At 72.8% G+C, this 16,385-nt stretch carries 9 protein-coding genes and 2 pseudogenes; 5 read left to right on the forward strand and 6 right to left on the reverse strand.

The annotated features are described in order from the left end of the window. Positions 1-120 precede the first annotated feature (120 nt). On the forward strand, positions 121-1,170 hold the full coding sequence (locus tag AC6I72_RS29590) for a LacI family DNA-binding transcriptional regulator (protein WP_498004190.1): 1,050 nt from the start codon (positions 121-123) through the stop codon (positions 1,168-1,170). 9 nt (positions 1,171-1,179) lie between these two features. Here AC6I72_RS29590 and AC6I72_RS29595 read toward each other — a convergent pair whose 3' ends face one another. Continuing rightward, positions 1,180-4,266, reverse strand: coding sequence for an NPCBM/NEW2 domain-containing protein (locus AC6I72_RS29595; RefSeq protein WP_498004191.1), 3,087 nt, complete (start codon positions 4,264-4,266; stop codon positions 1,180-1,182). Between the two features lie 334 nt (positions 4,267-4,600). Here AC6I72_RS29595 and AC6I72_RS29600 point away from each other — a divergent pair. After that, positions 4,601-5,064, forward strand: a pseudogene (locus tag AC6I72_RS29600) (aminoglycoside phosphotransferase family protein); the annotation flags it as partial. Between the two features lie 39 nt (positions 5,065-5,103). On the opposite strand, the pseudogene AC6I72_RS29605 reads toward AC6I72_RS29600, so the two are convergent. Both AC6I72_RS29605 and AC6I72_RS29610 read right to left on the reverse strand, forming a co-directional pair. After that, positions 5,104-6,354: pseudogene (locus AC6I72_RS29605) on the reverse strand (MFS transporter); the annotation flags it as partial. Continuing rightward, positions 6,351-6,857 (reverse strand): MarR family winged helix-turn-helix transcriptional regulator, encoded by a 507-nt coding sequence (locus AC6I72_RS29610; protein WP_498004192.1) that lies wholly within the window; start codon positions 6,855-6,857, stop codon positions 6,351-6,353. The pseudogene AC6I72_RS29605 and the gene AC6I72_RS29610, both read right to left, overlap by 4 nt. 257 nt (positions 6,858-7,114) lie before the next feature. Between AC6I72_RS29610 and uppS the strand changes: the two genes are divergently transcribed. Together uppS and AC6I72_RS29620 are read left to right on the forward strand one after the other, a co-directional pair. Further along, positions 7,115-7,843, forward strand: a complete 729-nt coding sequence (gene uppS / locus AC6I72_RS29615) for a polyprenyl diphosphate synthase (protein WP_498004193.1) — start codon at positions 7,115-7,117, stop codon at positions 7,841-7,843. Further along, a complete protein-coding gene (locus AC6I72_RS29620; RefSeq protein ID WP_498004194.1) occupies positions 7,840-9,351 on the forward strand; it encodes an oxygenase MpaB family protein in 1,512 nt (503 codons plus the stop codon). The genes uppS and AC6I72_RS29620 overlap by 4 nt, the downstream gene beginning before the upstream one ends. A 116-nt stretch (positions 9,352-9,467) precedes the next feature. Here AC6I72_RS29620 and AC6I72_RS29625 read toward each other — a convergent pair whose 3' ends face one another. From AC6I72_RS29625 to AC6I72_RS29635, 3 genes are all read right to left on the reverse strand, one after another. Next, entirely contained in the window at positions 9,468-9,836 is a 369-nt protein-coding gene (locus AC6I72_RS29625) for a DUF6355 family natural product biosynthesis protein (protein WP_498004195.1), read from the reverse strand. 170 nt (positions 9,837-10,006) lie between these two features. After that, a complete protein-coding gene (locus AC6I72_RS29630; RefSeq protein ID WP_498004196.1) occupies positions 10,007-11,023 on the reverse strand; it encodes a bile acid:sodium symporter family protein in 1,017 nt (338 codons plus the stop codon). A 204-nt stretch (positions 11,024-11,227) separates the two neighbouring features. Continuing rightward, positions 11,228-11,767, reverse strand: coding sequence for a hypothetical protein (locus tag AC6I72_RS29635; RefSeq protein ID WP_498004197.1), 540 nt, complete (start codon positions 11,765-11,767; stop codon positions 11,228-11,230). A 657-nt stretch (positions 11,768-12,424) separates the two neighbouring features. On the opposite strand from AC6I72_RS29635, the gene AC6I72_RS29640 reads away from it, so the two are divergent. Continuing rightward, positions 12,425-16,363: a glycoside hydrolase family 2 TIM barrel-domain containing protein gene (locus tag AC6I72_RS29640; protein ID WP_498004198.1), complete on the forward strand. Its 3,939-nt coding sequence runs from the start codon at positions 12,425-12,427 to the stop codon at positions 16,361-16,363. The last annotated feature ends 22 nt before the right edge of the window (positions 16,364-16,385 follow it).

Raw genomic sequence — 16,385 nt, forward strand, 5'->3', positions numbered from 1 at the left:
CTATGGCAGAGAATGTTATCGATGCCAATAGCCGGTTCCAGGCGTGCGGCGAGCAGCGGTAAGAGCAGATGGGGAGGCGTGTGGGCGATATCATCGACGTCCGGTACGAGGAAGGAACCCATGGGGAAGCACAGTGACGGCGGGGAGCGGCCGCCGGGGATGGCGGATGTGGCCCGGGTCGCGGGAGTGTCGGCGCAGACCGTCTCCCGGGTGCTGTCCGGCCACCCCAACGTGCAGGACAAGACGCGCGCCAAGGTCCTGTCCGCGGTGGAACAGCTCGGCTACCGGCGCAACAACGCCGCCCGCATGCTCTCCTCGGGCCGCAGCCGCACCATCGGCGTGGTCACCCTGCAGACGAACTTCTACTCGCGCGCCGCCGTCACCTCCGGCATCGAGCACGCCGCCCAGGCCGCCGGGTACGCGGTCAGCACCGCGACCACCACCTCGCTGGACACCTCCGCCATCGAGGCCGCCCTGTCCCGCCTGGCCGACCAGGGGGTCGAGGGCGTCATCCTGTCGGTGCCGCTCAACCACAGCAGCCCCCGCATCGAGCAGCTCACCCGGGCCGTGCCCACCATCACCATCGACGGCTCGCGCACCGACGCCACCGAGGTCGTCGCCATCGACCAGGGCCTCGCGGCCCGGCTGGCCACCCGCCACCTGCTGGACCTCGGCCACGACACCGTCTGGCACATCGCCGGACCCGAGGAGTGGCTGGAGGCCGCGGCCCGGCGCGAGGGCTGGCGCAGCACGCTCCAGGAGGCCGGCCGGCCGGTGCCGCCGCCCCTGGAGGGCGACTGGTCCCCGGCCTCCGGCTACCGCAGCGGTCTGATCCTGGGCCGCATCCCGGACGCCACGGCGGTGTTCGTCGCCAGCGACGAGATGGCCTTCGGCGCGATCAGGGCGCTGCACGAGCTGGGCCGCCGGGTGCCCGAGGACATCTCCGTGGTGGGGGTCGACGACATCGAACTGGCCGAGTACTGCTCGCCGTCCCTGACCACCGTCGCCCAGCCGTTCAGCCAGATGGGCACGCTCGCGGTGGCCCATCTGCTGCGGCACATCGCCGACCCCGGCGCGGTCTGCGAACCGGCCTCGGTGGAACCGCAGTTGATCGTCCGGGCCAGCACCGCACAGCACGGTGCCCCGGCCGGTGGGGCCGGGGCACCTTAGAGCTGCCGGTCAGCCGGCGCAGTGGAACTTCGCGTCGGCCCAGTCGCCGTGGTCGCCGGACTTCGTGCCGTCCGTGTCGGTGACCACCAGGTGCACGTGGCGTGCCCCGGTGAGCGGCACGTCCACCGGCAGCGGATCGGACCTGCCGCTGACCGTGGGCGAGGACCAGACCTTCTTGCCGTCGGCGACGACCGAGAAGGACACACCGCCGTAGCCGTTGATCTCGTCGTCGATGCCCGCGGTCGCGGTGAGGGACGAGCACTGGCCGCCGAGCCAGAACTCGATGTCGGAGTCCGCGTGCACCCCGATCCCCTTGGCGTACGTCGTCCCGTTCAGGGTGAGCGGGTGACCGTCGCCCGCCGCCGACTCCCCGTTGCTGCGGTCGCGTTCGGCCGGTCCGTAACCGTTGGTGGAGTTCAGCCAGGGCAGGTCACCGGCCCAGCTGTCGCCCCTGGGCGGGGCGGGCATGGTACGCAGGGCGGTGCGCTCGGTCGCGACGTGCTCCTCCCCGGCCGCCCGGTAGCGGGCACTGCCCCGCAGCACTGCCTCGCCCGCACCGGCGTTCGCGGGGGCGGTCACGGTGAACTCCGCGCTTTGCCGCCCGCCCGGCCCGGCCCGCCCGGCGCTGCGGGCGGGCGAGACGGTCCAGCCGTCCGGTGCGCTCAGGGACAGCTCGGTCGCCGAACTGCCGGTACGGCCCGCGGTGAAGTCCACCGTGACCTTGCCGGACACGCCGGCGCCGATCTCGTCCGGCGCGGTGACCGAGACGGTGCCGGTGGCCCCGGGCACCTTGCCGCCGACCGCGCTCGCTCCGTCCAGGTCGATCCCGAAGCCCCGGGCGGTGCTCAGGGAAGGCGTCTTGACGTGGACGACGCCGGCCCGGTCGGCCGGGTCGTACCACCAGCCCTCACCGGCGGCGTCGAAGGCGGCCTTCGACGTGGACCGGGGCAGGGCGCGGCCGTCCAGGCGGACCTGGTGCGGCGCCGACCCCGTGTGCACGGTGAACGCGTACGGCCGGCTCTTCTGCTTGCCGGCGAAGTCGCCGCTCTCGGCCCCGACCTCGATGCGCACCGCCCCGGCGCCGCTGCCCGGGGCGGTCACGGTCACCGGCTGCTCGCCGTACTTGCCGTCGCGGTGCTGCCGGGTCACCCCGTCGTCCTCGTACAGGGTGAAGGTGCTGCGGCCCTGCGGGTAGACGTCCCAGGCCAGCGGGGAGTCCGCGGTGCGGTCCTGGTAGGAGTTGACGCCCGGCCACATCGGGATCGACGCGCCCGCCTTCACGAACAGGGGCAGGGTGTCCAGGGGGGCCTGGTAACCGTGGACCGTGGTCGGCCCGTGGTAGGTCCGGCCCGTCCAGTAGTCCACCCAGTCGCCCTTCGGCAGGTAGATGCCGTCACGGACCGAGGTGTCGCTGTAGACGGGCGCGACCAGGAAGTCCTCGCCGGTCAGGAACTCGTACTTGGCGGCGTCGCCCGCCGCCTTCGGGTCGTCGGGGTATTCGAGGGCCAGCGGACGCACGGCGCCGACCCCGGTGCGGTTCGCCTCGGCCGCGTACGTGTACATGTACGGCAGCAGCGATTCCTTGAGCTTGAGGTACTTGCGGTTGATGCTGGTGTACGGCTCCCCGTACCGGTACGGCTGCTTGTCCTTGGCGGCCCAGCCGTCCATGGTCATCACGGCCGGCAGGAACGACTTCCACTGCAGGTCACGGGTGTACGTCTTGGCGCTGCCGCCGAAGATGCCGTCCACGTCGCCGGAGGTGTAGGCGAGCCCGGACATGGTGGCACCGGCGTACGTCGGTATCTGCCAGCGGATGTAGTCCCAGCTGCCCGACTGGTCACCGCTCCACTGCACACCGCACCGCTGCGCACCCGCCCAGCTCTCCGGCGCCCAGGTGAAGCCGCGCGCGTCGCTGTTGTCCTCGATGCCTTTGTACGCCGCCTTGCAGCCGTCCAGGGCGAACTTGTAGCCGTCGCCCACCCAGGCCACGTCCAGCTTGGCCACCCGCTGGCCCGCCCTGACCTGGTCGGCCAGCTTGTCCAGGCCGTTCTCGGTCCACAGACCCATCTGCATCTTGCGGGAGTTGAGGCCCTTGGCGGTCTCGGCCAGGTCCTCGTAGCCGCAGCCGTAGCCGTCGTTGACGAGCATCCAGCCCAGCGGCATGTCGTTCTCGGCGTACCCGTCGGCGACCTTGAGCGCATCCAGGGTGTGGCGCTCGCCGCGGTTGGCGTTGTGCAGGTAGCAGTCGGAGTCACCGATCTCCAGGCCGTAGACCGGCGGGAGCATCGGGCGGCCGGTGAGCTGGGTGTACCGGCCGATGACGTCCTTCGCGCTGTCACCGGCGAAGTAGTAGGCGTCGAAACGGTTCTCCTGCTCGGTGGTGCTGACCGGGTCGGTGAAGGCGTAGGTGCCGGGGGCGTAGGTGTTGCGGTAGACGCCGTAGCCCGCGGAGGAGAGGTAGAACGGCACCGAGTTGGGGTGGCCGCCCTCGTTCCAGTTGTAGTCGACGCCGACCTTGAGCGTCTTGCCGCGGTGCGAGGTGTTGCCGCTGCCGTTCTGCTCGCCGGTGCCGTAGAACTGCTCGTCGGCGCCGCGCGCCAGCGTCTGGGTGGTGGCGGTGCCGTCCCAGCTGATGCCGCGGGTCTCCTCCCACAGACGGGTGCCGTCCGCGCGGTACAGGGCGAACCGCAGCGGCGACTTGTAGGCGCGCAGGGTCACCTTGTCCGTGGACAGCTCGTAGCGGTCGCCGCGGTCGAGCCAGCGGGTGGCCGGGGCCTTGCCCTGCGGCAGCACGATGTCGGTGCCGACGGGGTCGGTGAACGTGCCGTCGGGGGCCACCTCGATGCGGAAGGTGTCCGCGGAGACGAACGACACCCGGGCCTTCGCCGCGCCCGCCGTGAAGGTGTAGGCGGCGCCGGAGCGGGAGAACCCGGTGACCGCCCCGATGACGGTCGGCGTCCCGGCCGACGCGGACGCGGCGGCCCGGGCCGGCAGCGCCGGTCCGGCCGTGGTCGCGAGTACCGCGAGCACGGCGGCCGCCGCCAGGGCTGCTCCCGGGGAACGGTGGGCCTTGCGTCTGCGGGGTGGAGCGGTCATGTCGATCCCTTCGCACACGTGGGCTGAGGCGGGAAAACGATGATTGAAGGTGCTTGTTATGGCATCGAAACAAGCAGAATCAAGCACGCGAAGAAGGTATAGCGCACGGCCGTCCCGCTGACCAGAGTGCGGACCGACCGTCGCACCGGCCGCCCAGCCGGCTGTCCCCCGCCGCCGCACGGACCTTCCCTCGCTGCCGCGGGCGCCTTTCCCGGCCGCCGTGACGGCCTCTCCCCGCGCGGCGGAGCGGCCCGTGCCGGGTACGGCCCACCGGCCTTCCCCGGCAGGGCGGTTGCCGGTCTCCGGCACCGTGGGCGGCCGGCAGGGTGCCTGGGTGATCCGGATTCCGGAGGCGTTGGCGCCGGGGACCGTCGAGCGCGAGGCCCGCGCGGGGCGGCCTGGACCGCCGAACTGCCCGCGATCGTGGACGGGTTGCTGCGGCGCTGGACTGCGAGCCGGACGGCACGGTCCTGCACGGCGGAGTCGGTGTGGTCGTCCCGGTGCGGCGGGCGGGCGGACGGGCGGCCCGCCGTGCTCAAGGTGTCGTTTCCGTATCCCGGCAACGCCCATGAACCGGACGCGTTCACCGCCTTGGGCGGCCGCGGCGCGGTCCTGCTGCACGCGCGGGACGACGAGCGCTTCGCGATGCTGCTGGAACGGGCCGGTCCGTCCTCCCTGGCGGAACAGGCGGACGGCGACGAACTGGTGGGCGTCGCGGGCCGGCGCAGCCGCCGGCCGGCCGTCCCGGCCCCGCCGGGCCTGCCGCGCCTGCGCGGCCTCGGACCCCGCTGGGGCGCGGTTCCGCCGGGGTGGCGGTCAGTTCGCGGGGCGGGCGGCCGGCTGGGTGCCGGGGGCCGCGGGGTCGCCCGCGGCGGTGGGCGCCGGCGCCACGGGCTCGCTGTCACCGGTGTGCTCCTCGGCCCGGCGCAGCAGGCCGTGCCCGGTGGCCAGGACCGGGATGGCGAGCAGGAAGGTGGCGGCGCCGAGGTAGAAGGGGACGCCGAGGTCGGTGGCGTCGGCCAGCTTGCCGGCGACGAAGGGGGCCAGTCCGCCGCCGATGAAGCGCAGGAAGCCATAGGCGGAGGAGGCCACCGGACGCTCGACCGGGGAGACCAGCATGACCGCCTGGGTGGTGAGGGTGTTGTTGATGCCGATGAACGCGCCGCTGGCGATGACGGCGACGATGACCACGGTGGGGGTGCTGACACCGGCGGCGATGACGGCCATCACGATGCCGAGGCCGAGCAGGTTGGCGTACAGGACCGGCGCGGTGCCGAAGCGGGCCTGCAGCCGCGGGGCGAAGAAGACGCTGAAGGCGGCCACCAGCAGCCCCCAGCCGGTGAAGACCAGTCCGAGCCGGTGGGCGCTCAGCTCCATCGGATAGGGGGCGTAGCCGAGCATGGTGAAGAAGCCCCAGTTGTAGAGCAGGGCCATGATGCCCATGGTCAGCAGCCCGCGGTGGCGCAGGGCCCTGAGCGGGGCGAGGGGGGAGGCGGGCCGCTCGGGCCTGGGCAGCGAGGGCACGAAGGCGAGCGTCGCGGCCAGGGCGACGGCCATGAGGACGGCGACGCCGAAGAAGGGACCGCGCCAGCTGACGGCGCCCAGCTCGCCGCCCAGCAGCGGTCCGACGGCGATGCCGAGGCCGAGCGCGGTCTCGTAGAGGATGATCGCGCCGCCGAAGCCGCCGCTGGCGGAGGCGACGATCACGGCCAGCGAGGTGGCGATGAACAGCGCGTTGCCCAGGCCCCAGCCCGCCCGGAAGCCGACGATGCCGTCGATGGAGCCGGTGCAGCCGGCCAGCGCGGCGAAGACGACGATGACGGCCAGGCCGATGACCAGGGTGCGCTTGGCGCCGAAGCGGCCGGCGAACCAGCCGACGAACAGCATCGCCACTGCGGTGACGATCAGATAGCTGCTGAACAGCAGGGAGACCTGGCTCGGTGAGGCGTGCAGGCTCTCGGCCAGGGCGGGCAGGATCGGGTCCACCAGACCGATCCCCATGAACGAGATCACGCAGGCGAACGCCACGGCCCAGACGGCCTTCGGCTGCCGGAAGGGACTGGCTGTCTTTCCGTGCGGCGCACTCATTTCCGTATCTCTCCACTCGTGTCTGTGCCGGCGCTCGGGTGGTTCTCGGTGATCGCCCGCGCCAGGGCGGGCAGGGCGATCCGTACGGCGTGCCGCTCCGCCTCGGTCAGCTCCCCGACGAGCCGCCCCAGGGCACGGGCGCGCTCGGCCCGCCGCTGCCTGAACACCTCCAGGCCGGTGCCGGTGGCCTCCACCAGGACGCCTCGCCCGTCGGTGCGGTCGGCGGTGCGCCGGACCAGGCCCGCGCGTTCCAGGCGGGTGACGAGCTGGGTCATGTTGGGCTGGGAGACGTTCTCGGCGCGGGCCAGTTCGGTCAGCCGCCGCGGTCCCTCGCGGCCGAGCCGGCCGAGCGCGGAGGAGGCCGCGGTGCTCAGGCCGCCGGCCGTGGCGCTCCGGCGCACGTACCGGACCATCCGCTCCAGGGCGATGTTCAGGTCCTCGGCGGAGACCTGCGGGGAGGAGGAGTCCAGGCCCTGGGAAGAAACCGTGAGCCGCTCATGCATAAGTGCATTATGCATCTGTGTGTACGGTGAAGCAATAACCCCCGTGCGGGGGTGGGCGGTTGAGGGGGAAGGGCACGCGGTGCGGAGGTGCGCGCGGGCGCGCGCTACTCGGGTCACCACCCCCGTACGGGTGAATCCGGGCGGAGTCCGGCGTGTCCGTGACGGCCGTCGGCCACCCTGCTGCCTGTCGGACCAGGGGCCGGCGGGACCGGCCGCGCCCCACGACAGGGGGAAGCCGGGCGGGGGAGGGGGCACGCATGACCACGAGGGACGTGCCGCGTCACGTCGCCTGTGTGATGGACGGCAACGGCCGGTGGGCGGCGCGCAGGTCGCTGCCCCGCACGTCGGGACACCGTGCGGCCGAGACGACGGTGATCGAGGTCATCGAGGCGGCCCGGTCGGCCGGGGTGGAGTGGCTGAGCCTGTACGCCTTCTCCACGGAGAACTGGCGGCGCCCGGACACCGAGGTCGACTTCCTCATGCACCTGGTACGGCACGTCGTGCGCAAGCACGCCCCGCTGCTGCTCGCGCGCGGGATCCGCTGCCGGTTCCTCGGTGTCACCGACTCCAGGATCCCGCCGTCCCTCGTGCGCGACTTCGACGACCTGACGACCCTGACCGGCGCCAACCGGGGCATGACGCTGACCGTGGCGTTCGACCACGGCGGGCGCGGCGACATCGTCGAGGCGGCGCGGTCGCTCATCCGCAGCGGGGTGGCGCCCGAGGCCGTGGACGAGCGGGAGTTCGCGGCGCACCTGCCCTTCCCCGACACCCCCGACGTCGATCTCGTCATCCGCACCTCCGGCGAGCAGCGCATATCCAACTTCATGCTCTGGCAGGTCGCCTACGCCGAGTGGATCTTCCCGCAGGTGCTCTGGCCGGACTTCCGCGCGACGCACTTCCTGGAATGCCTGCGCAGCTACCGCCGGCGCGACCGCCGCTTCGGCGGCATCACCCCGACCGCGAACGGAGAACCTCGACCGTGACCGATGCCACCTCCCGCCCCCCGAGCGGCCCCGGCCCCAGGCCCCCCGCCGGCCAGGACGGCCCCGCGCGGCAGGCCCAGGACTCCGACGAGGCTCCGCTCTTCGGTCCCGGATCGCAGTTCCAGCAGTTCTTCGACGACCCGCGCTGGGCCCTGGCCATGATCCGGGCGACCGTGCTGGAGGCGGCCCACCCGCAGATCGGCGCCGCCCTCATCGACAACTCCGTCTTCGTCGCCCACCCCTGGCGGCGGCTGTGGAACACCTTCCGCAGCCTGCAGCGCATGTTCGGCGCCGACGAGCAGGTACGGGAACGGGAGGCGGCCCGGCTGAACCGGATGCACGCGCGGCTCAGCGGCACCGACGCCCGCGACCGGCCCTACGACGCCATGGACCCCGAGGTGCGCGCCTGGGTGGTGGCGACCCTGTTCGAGAGCACCGTCACCATGTGCCGGCTCAGCGGCCAGCCGCTGGAACAGACCGCCATGGAGCGCCTGTACGCCGAGTACCAGGGCTTCCTCGCGGCCCTCGGCGACGAGGCGGGCCGGCTGCCGCCCACGCTGCACGAGTTCTGGCGGTACTACGACCGGGTGGTGGAGGAGGAGCTGGAGAACACCGAGGCGCTGCGCATCATCCTGTACAAGCTCTTCGACCACCTGCCCGCACCGCCGCTCCTGGACGGTCTGCCCACCGTCTGGGCGGCCGGCCGGGCCCTCGCCGGACCGGTCATCGGCACCCTCACCGTGGCCTCGCTGCCGGAGGCGTTCCGCCGCCGGGCGGGCCTGCCCGAGATCCCGGGAGCCCAGACCCTCACCCAGGGCGCCTACCTGGCCGTCGGCCTGGCACGCTTCCTGCCCGAGGGCTGGCGCCGGGCGGACGGGCTCGCGGAACTCCTCGCCCTGACCCCGGACAGCGACGACCCCCGGGCCCGGACGGTCGCGGCGGTGCGCGACGGGGTCAAGCGGGCCGGAGCCCTGATCAGGCTGATCACGCCGGTCCCCGCGCAGCCCGGGCCGCCCGCGCCCGCCGACGCGCCGCGCGGTGCCGAGGAGTTCTTCGACGCCGTACTCGACCAGACGGGCGACGGCTACCTCGACTGGCCCGACCTCGCCGCCATGGCCCGCGAGCTGGCCGGCCGCCTGGACCTGGACGAACCGCAGGAGACCCGCCTCTACGACGCCTACGCCGCCTGGTGGCGGGAACTGCAGTCCGCCCTCGACACCGACGGCGACGGACGCGTCAGCAGGCAGGAGTACGCCGCCGCCGTGCCCGCCCTCGCCGGACCCGCGCTCATCAGGGTCGCCGAGGTGCTCTTCGACGCCACCGACACCGACGGCGACCAGAGCATCGACGCGGACGAGTACCGGGCGCTGTTCCGCACCGCCTTCCGGCGCGAGATGCCCGACGGCGGGGCGGCGTACTCGCGCGGCGCGTTCGTGCAGGACTTCCTGTCCTTCATGACGGGCCGCAGGCGCTCGCGTGCCTACGACTCCCTGCTGGCCGATTCCTGACGGGAAGGAACGAACGGCGGCGGGGCGGACGCATTCCGGGCTGGGCGCCGGGCTTCTCCGACCGCCGCCCCCCGCCGCGCGCATGAGGCGCGGCGGGCGAGGCGGCGAGCGGCGGGTCAGGGGCCGGTGTCGCCGGGGTGGGAGCACAGCCCGCCCCGGTAGGTGCTGTCGTACCAGGCGCCCGTCGCGTCGGCGTCCAGGTTGGTGCGGCCGGGACCGACGCACCGGTGGTACCTCCCCCGGAACAGGCGCGTGACCTGGATCCACACGTCGGTGTCGGTGGCGCAGTGCTCGTAGTAGGCGTGCTCGCCCTGGGCCGCCTCGTTCCAGCCGCAGTTCTGCAGGCGGTGGCCGGCCGCGCCGGCCGCCTGGGCCGGTGCGGTGACCGAGCAGGCGAGCAGACATGCGGCCGCCTGGACGGCCAGGCCGAGCATCCGGGGCCGGCGGCGGGGCCGGGCCAGGGGGGAGGGTTCACGTGAGGTCAACGGAGGTCCTCTCGGCAGCGCGGCGGGCCGGATCGGTCCCGTGACCCCCGCCCGCTCGCGCGGGCGCCCGGGCCGCCGGCTGCTGCTCTGTTCGGGTGTCCGGCCGGTCCAACGACCGGATCCGGCCACCGTCACGCGGTGTTCCGGCGGCGCGCGGGGCGCGGGGAGCGTCACACGCCGGCGGCGCGCGCCTCCCGGGGCTCCCCGGCCGGGCGCCGTGCCATCCACGCGGCGACGAGCGCGCCGGAGATGTTGTGCCACACCGAGAAGACGGCGGCCGGCAGCGCGGCGAGCGGGCTGAAGTGGGCGGTGGCGAGCGAGGCGGCGAGTCCGGAGTTCTGCATGCCGACCTCGAAGGCCATCGCGCGGCTGGCGGGACGGCCGAGCCGGGTGAGCCGGCCGCAGCCGTAGCCGAGGGCCAGTCCGCAGCCGTTGTGGAGCACGACCGCGAGGAAGACGGTGAGGGCGGCGGACTTCAGGGCGTCCGCGCTGCCCGCGACGACCACGGCGACGATCGCGGCGATGGCGAGCGAGGACAGCCACGGCATCGCGCCGAGCACCCGGACGATGTACCGCCCGGCGACCAGGCGGACGACGACCCCGCCGATGACGGGCAGCAGGACGGTCTTGAGGATGTCCGTCACCATCGACCCGGCGTCGACGGGCAGGTACTGGCCCGCGAGCAGGAGGGTCAGCGGAGGGGTCAGCAGCGGCGCGAGGACGGTCGAGACGGTGGCCACCGAGACCGACAGGGCCACGTCGCCCCGGGCGAGGTAGGTGACCACGTTGGAGGCGGTGCCGCTGGGGGCGCAGCCCACGAGGATGACGCCTGCCGCGAGGGCGGGCGAGAGGTGCAGCACGTGCGCGATGAGCCAGCCCAGCCCCGGCATGATCACGTAGTGGGCCACCAGGCCGAGCAGGACCACCCACGGCCGGCGCGTCACGCCCTTGAAGTCCTCCAGGGACATGGTGAGCCCCATGCAGAACATGATCACGCCGAGCAGGTAGGGCACGTCGGTGCCGTATCCGGAGAAGCTGCCGGGGAACACGAGTCCGGCGACGCCCGCGGCGATGACGAGGACCGGGAAGACGGTGACGGCCCGGCGGGCGGCGCGGTCCGCCGGGCCGTCACCGTCCGCGCGCGGGGTGGTGCCGGTGACGGCGGTCGGGGTTTCTGAGCTGCGCATAAGATGCATGTAAATACCATGTATCGGGATGCGGCAACGCCGTCTCGCCATGCGGACGCCGGAGGCGTCCGGCGGACGGTCCGGTGCCCGTGCGGCGCACCTGTGCGCGGGTGGCGCGGACCGGTGTCCGCACCACCCGCCGTCGGTGGCCGCCCGCCCGGGCCGGGCCGGGCCGGGCCGGGCGCCGCGGGGCGGTCTCGGAGTTCAGACCGTCTTGCAGTGGTGGCCGGACTGCCAGGGCGCCCTGGTGCCGGCGCAGACCGCCACCCTCACGTTGGTCACGGAGGAGTTGCCCCACTGGAAGTGCTTCACCTTGTTGCGCTGGGGGCCCGCCCCTGCCTCGGGTCCCGACCACCTCCAGTACGCGTGGCCGTCGATGAGCTTCTGGTAGCGCACGTAGACGTAGGCCTTGTGGCGGTCGGTGCGGGTGTCCTTGACGTAGGAGGAGGAGTAGTCGATCCGGGCGTTGTACCGGTTGTCCCAGCACAGGTGGAAGGCGGTGTAGGCCCCGGTCACGCCGCCCTTGCGGTACTGGTGGTGCGGCCAGTTCCGTCCGCACTCCAGTCCGGCCGCGGGCCGGGCGGAGGTGTGCTCGGCCGGGGTGAGCGCGGCGGTCGCCGCGGTGGCGGGAGCGTCGGCCGCCCGGGGTGAGGCGGCGGCACCGCCCGCCGGTGTGAGGAGGAGCAGGCTGCTGCCCAGCATCGCCGGGCCGGCCAGGAGGGCCAGATTCTTGCGGATGAGCATGGTGGTGGTTCCCTGTCCTTCGGTCGTTCTTCGCGCGGGCGGACATTCCGGGGAGTGGCGTGGCCACCGGAAGAAAACCTCACCGACCGGGGGGTGAACAGCGGCGGCCCATGCGTCTCGGTCAATGTGGCGCCGCCGGTTTCACCGGTTCGTGACAGGGAAACGCCCGGGGGTGCCGGGGCGGTCCGCGCCCGCTCCCCGGTGGCCGGTGTCCGGGCCGGGCGTGCGGGCGCACCTCGGGTGACGCCCGGGGCGGGGGTGGCGCCGGGGCGGTAGGAGCGCGCGTCGGCGAAAGGCCGGAAGTCCAGCCGCCGTTGGGTTTTCCCCTCCCCGGGGCGGGTGAATTCCCGCTGCGTGATGTTGACGGCCCGCGGATCACCTCCGCTGTCCCCGCGGCCACTCCTCAAGAACGAACACAGTCCGACAGCATCATTGCCTCGGTTGCGTCCGGGTCCTAGGGTGTGCCTGGTTCCACCGCCCCCTCTGTCACCAGCAGCAGTGAACTGTACCGGCGTCAACTCCCGTTCGAAATACCGACGCTGTGCCTGTCGTCGAGCCGGCGACCAGCGAAAGCTCGTGTTCGGTTTACCAACAGCATCGGACAGCTCCTGGTGTCCCGCCTTCCGCGGCGGCGCCCTGTCCGTCTCGAGGAAGGCCATGGTCATGCAGCACCCGCACGTGCCGTCCACGGATCGTCCCGCCCGGCCGGTCGTCAGCCGTCGCCGTCTGCTCGAGGCGGGAGCGGCCGTCCTCGGAGCGCTCGCCGTGTCCTCGGTTCCGGGGCCGGTACCGGCGTACGCGGCCGGCACCGGTGACGCGGTGGCCACGGGCACGGAGTGGAACGGGCACATCGACGTCTTCCAGCTGGGGACCGAGCCGCCGCACGCCACGCTCATGCCGTACGCGGACACCGCCCAGGCGCTGGCCGCCGACCGCACCCGCTCCCCGTACCGGCTGAGCCTGGACGGCACATGGAGGTTCGCCTGCTCCGACCGTCCCGACGCGCGCGACGACACCTTCTACCGCACCGACCTGGACGACTCCTCCTGGGACACCATCCCCGTCCCGTCCGTGTGGCAGATGCACGGCCACGACCGCCCGGTCTACGTCAACATCACCTACCCCTACTGGGGGCCCAACGGCCTGGGCGAGGAACCGCAGCCGCCCGCCGCCCCGACCCGCCACAACCCGGTGGGCCAGTACCGGCGCACCTTCACCGTGCCGCGCACCTGGGCGGGACGGCGGACCTTCCTGCACTTCGAGGGGGTCAAGTCCGCCCACTACGTGTGGATCAACGGCAAGCTGGCGGGTTACCACGAGGACTCGTACACCCCCGCCGAGTACGACATCACCCCGCACCTGAAGCCCGGCACCAACCAGATCGCGGTGGAGGTGTACCGCTACTCCGACGGTGACTGGATGGAGGACCAGGACATGATCCGGCTGAGCGGGATCTTCCGCTCGGTCTACCTCTACTCCACACCCGAGGTCCACCTGCGCGACTTCAAGCTGGAGACACCCCTGCGCGACGGTTACACCGCCGCCGACCTGTCGGTGACCGCGAGCGTGCGCGCCTACGGCGGCGGGGACACCGGCCGCTACACCGTCGAGACGCAGCTCTACGACCGGCGCGGACACGCGGTCTGGCCGCGGCCCCTGCAGCAGACCGCGGACCTCGGATCCGTGCCCGCCGGCCAGGACGTGACCGTGACGGCCGCCAAGGGGGTCCCGGAGCCCCGGCTCTGGTCGGCCGAACACCCTGAGCTCTACACCGCCGTGCTGCGCCTGCGCGACCCGGCCGGGAAGGTGACCGAGACCCTCTCGCACCGGGTGGGCCTGCGCGAGTTCGCCCTCAAGGACGGGCTGATGCGGATCAACGGCAAGCCCGTCTCCTTCCGCGGCACCAACCGGCACGAGATGCACCCCGCCCGCGGCACGGCACTCACCCGCGCCGACATGATCGAGGACATCACGATCATCAAGCGGATGAACATGAACAGCGTCCGCACCTCGCACTACCCCAACAACCCGCAGTGGCTGGAGCTGGCCGACGAGTACGGTCTGTACCTGGTGGGGGAGACGAACCTGGAGACGCACGGCATCCGCGACCGGTACCCGGGCGACCACGCCGACTGGACCCGGGCCTGCGTGGCCCGCGCGCAGAACATGGTCCACCGCGACAAGAACCACGCCTGCGTGGTCGTCTGGTCGCTGGGCAACGAGGCCGGAGGGGGCAGCACCTTCGTCGCCATGCACGACTGGATCCGCTCCTACGACACCACCCGGGTCATCCAGTACGAGGGCGACGACCGCCCCGGGATCAGCGACATCCGCTCGGCGATGTACGAGAGCCCCGCCCGCGTCGAGGCCCGCGCGAAGGACACGGGCGACACCCGGCCGTACGTCATGATCGAGTACTGCCACGCGATGGGGAACTCGAACGGCAACTTCAAGAAGTACTGGGACCTGGTCCGCCGGCACGACGTGCTGCAGGGCGGCTGGATCTGGGACTTCGTCGACCAGGCGCTGAACTGGCCGACGCCCGCGCGCCTTTCCCTTACCGAGACCGGCCCCCGCTCGCTCACCGGCGAGGTGATCGACCCCAGCGCCGGATTCGAGCGCGCCGCGGGTGTGTCCGGCACCACCGTCTTCCCCCGCGACGACAGCCTCGACCTCACGGGCTCCCTCACCCTGGAGGCATGGATCACCCCGCGCGTGACCGGCTACCACCAGCCGGTCGTGGCCAAGGGCGACACCCAGTACGCCCTGAAGCAGACCAACGGCAGCCTGGAGTTCTTCATCCACGCCGCCGGGCAGTGGGTCACCGCCAGTTGGGCGCTGCCCTCCGACTGGACGGGCACGGAGCACCACGTCGCGGGTGTCTTCGACGCCGGGGCGGGCACCCTCACCCTGTACGCCGACGGCGTGGCCAGGGCCACCCGGACCACGACGGTGCGGCCCGGCAGCAACACGGCGCCGCTCGCCCTGGGCGGTGACGTCGACAACCCGACGCGGGCGTTCAGCGGCACCATCCGCCGGGCACGTGTCTACGCCCGTGCGCTGAGCGCCGCCGAACTCGCCTCGGACGGCCGCGGCCCGGGCGACGACGGCGTACGGCTGTGGTTCGACGCCGCCACCGCGGCCGTCGCGCGCAAGCGGCCGCACGAGCGGACGTTCCTCGCCTACGGCGGCGACTGGGGCGACAACCCCAACGACGGCAACTTCCAGGCGGACGGCATCGTCACCGCCGACCGCGGCCACACCGGCAAGGCCGCCGAGATCAAGCGCGTCCTCCAGGCGATCGGCGTGGCCCCGGCCACGGGCCAAGCGGTCTCCGCCTCGGGGGCGGTCACCCTCACCAACGAGTACCTCTTCACCGACCTGCGGGAATTCGACGGACACTGGGCCCTGGTCGCGGACGGCGAGGTCGTACGCCGGGGCAGGCTCACCCGCGACCAGCTGGACGTGGCACCGCTGTCCCGCAAGGACATCACCGTGCCGCTCCGGCTGCCCGCCCGCCCGGCACCGGGCACCGAGTACTTCCTCGAACTCTCCTTCACCACCAAGGAGTCGACCCCCTGGGCCGAGGCCGGCTTCGAGGCGGCCCGGGCGCAGCTCCCGCTCGACGCGGGCGTACCCGCCCTCACCCCGGTACCGCTGCGCAGCGTCCCGGCCCTGCGTCACCAGGACGGCGACGGGTCCGTCACCGTCACCGGCCGGGACTTCTCCGTCGTCGTCGACAAGCGCAGCGGAGTCATCACGTCGTACGAGACGGCGGGCCGCAGGCTGATCACCTCCGGCCCGGCGCCGAACTACTGGCGGGCCCCCACCGACAACGACCGGGGCAACGGCCAGCACACCCGCAACCAGACCTGGCGGGACGCCGGTGCCCGCCGCACGGTGACGGGCGTCAGCGTACGGGCCCTGGGCGACCGGGCCGTCGAGATCGAGGTCACCGGCACGCTGCCCACCACCGTCGAGTCGGCGTACACCACCACCTACACGGTGTTCGGCAACGCCGAGATCAAGGTGGAGAACACGCTGCACCCGGGCGCGGCGAGCCTGCCCTACATCCCCGAGATCGGCACGCTGCTGCTCCTGCCCGCCCGCCTGGAGCACCTGCACTACTACGGGCGGGGACCCGAGGAGAACCACTGGGACCGCAACGACGGCACCGACGTCGGCCTGTACTCCGGGACCGTCTCCGGTCAGTGGACCCCCTACATCCGGCCGCAGGAGAACGGCAACAAGACCGACGTCCGCTGGGTCGCGCTCACCGACGGCGACGGGCACGGCCTGCTCGCCTGCGGTGAGCCGCTGCTGGAGTTCAACGCCTCGCACTTCACCCCGGAGGACCTGTCGCTGGGCGCGCGCCACGACTACCAGCTCACCCCTCGCGAGGAGGTCGTCCTGCGGCTGAACCACCGTCAGATGGGCGTGGGCGGCGACAACAGCTGGGGGGCGCACACCCACGACGAGTACAAGCTCCTCGCCGACCGCGACTACCGCTACACCTACCGGCTGCGGCCGCTGACCGACGTGGGCCGGGCGACCGCGGCGAGCCGCCGCCCGACCGCGGCGACGTTCGAGGAATGACCGGGCCCCGCCGGTGAGGCCC

The sequence above is a fragment of the Streptomyces sp. Xyl84 genome (assembly GCF_059731885.1).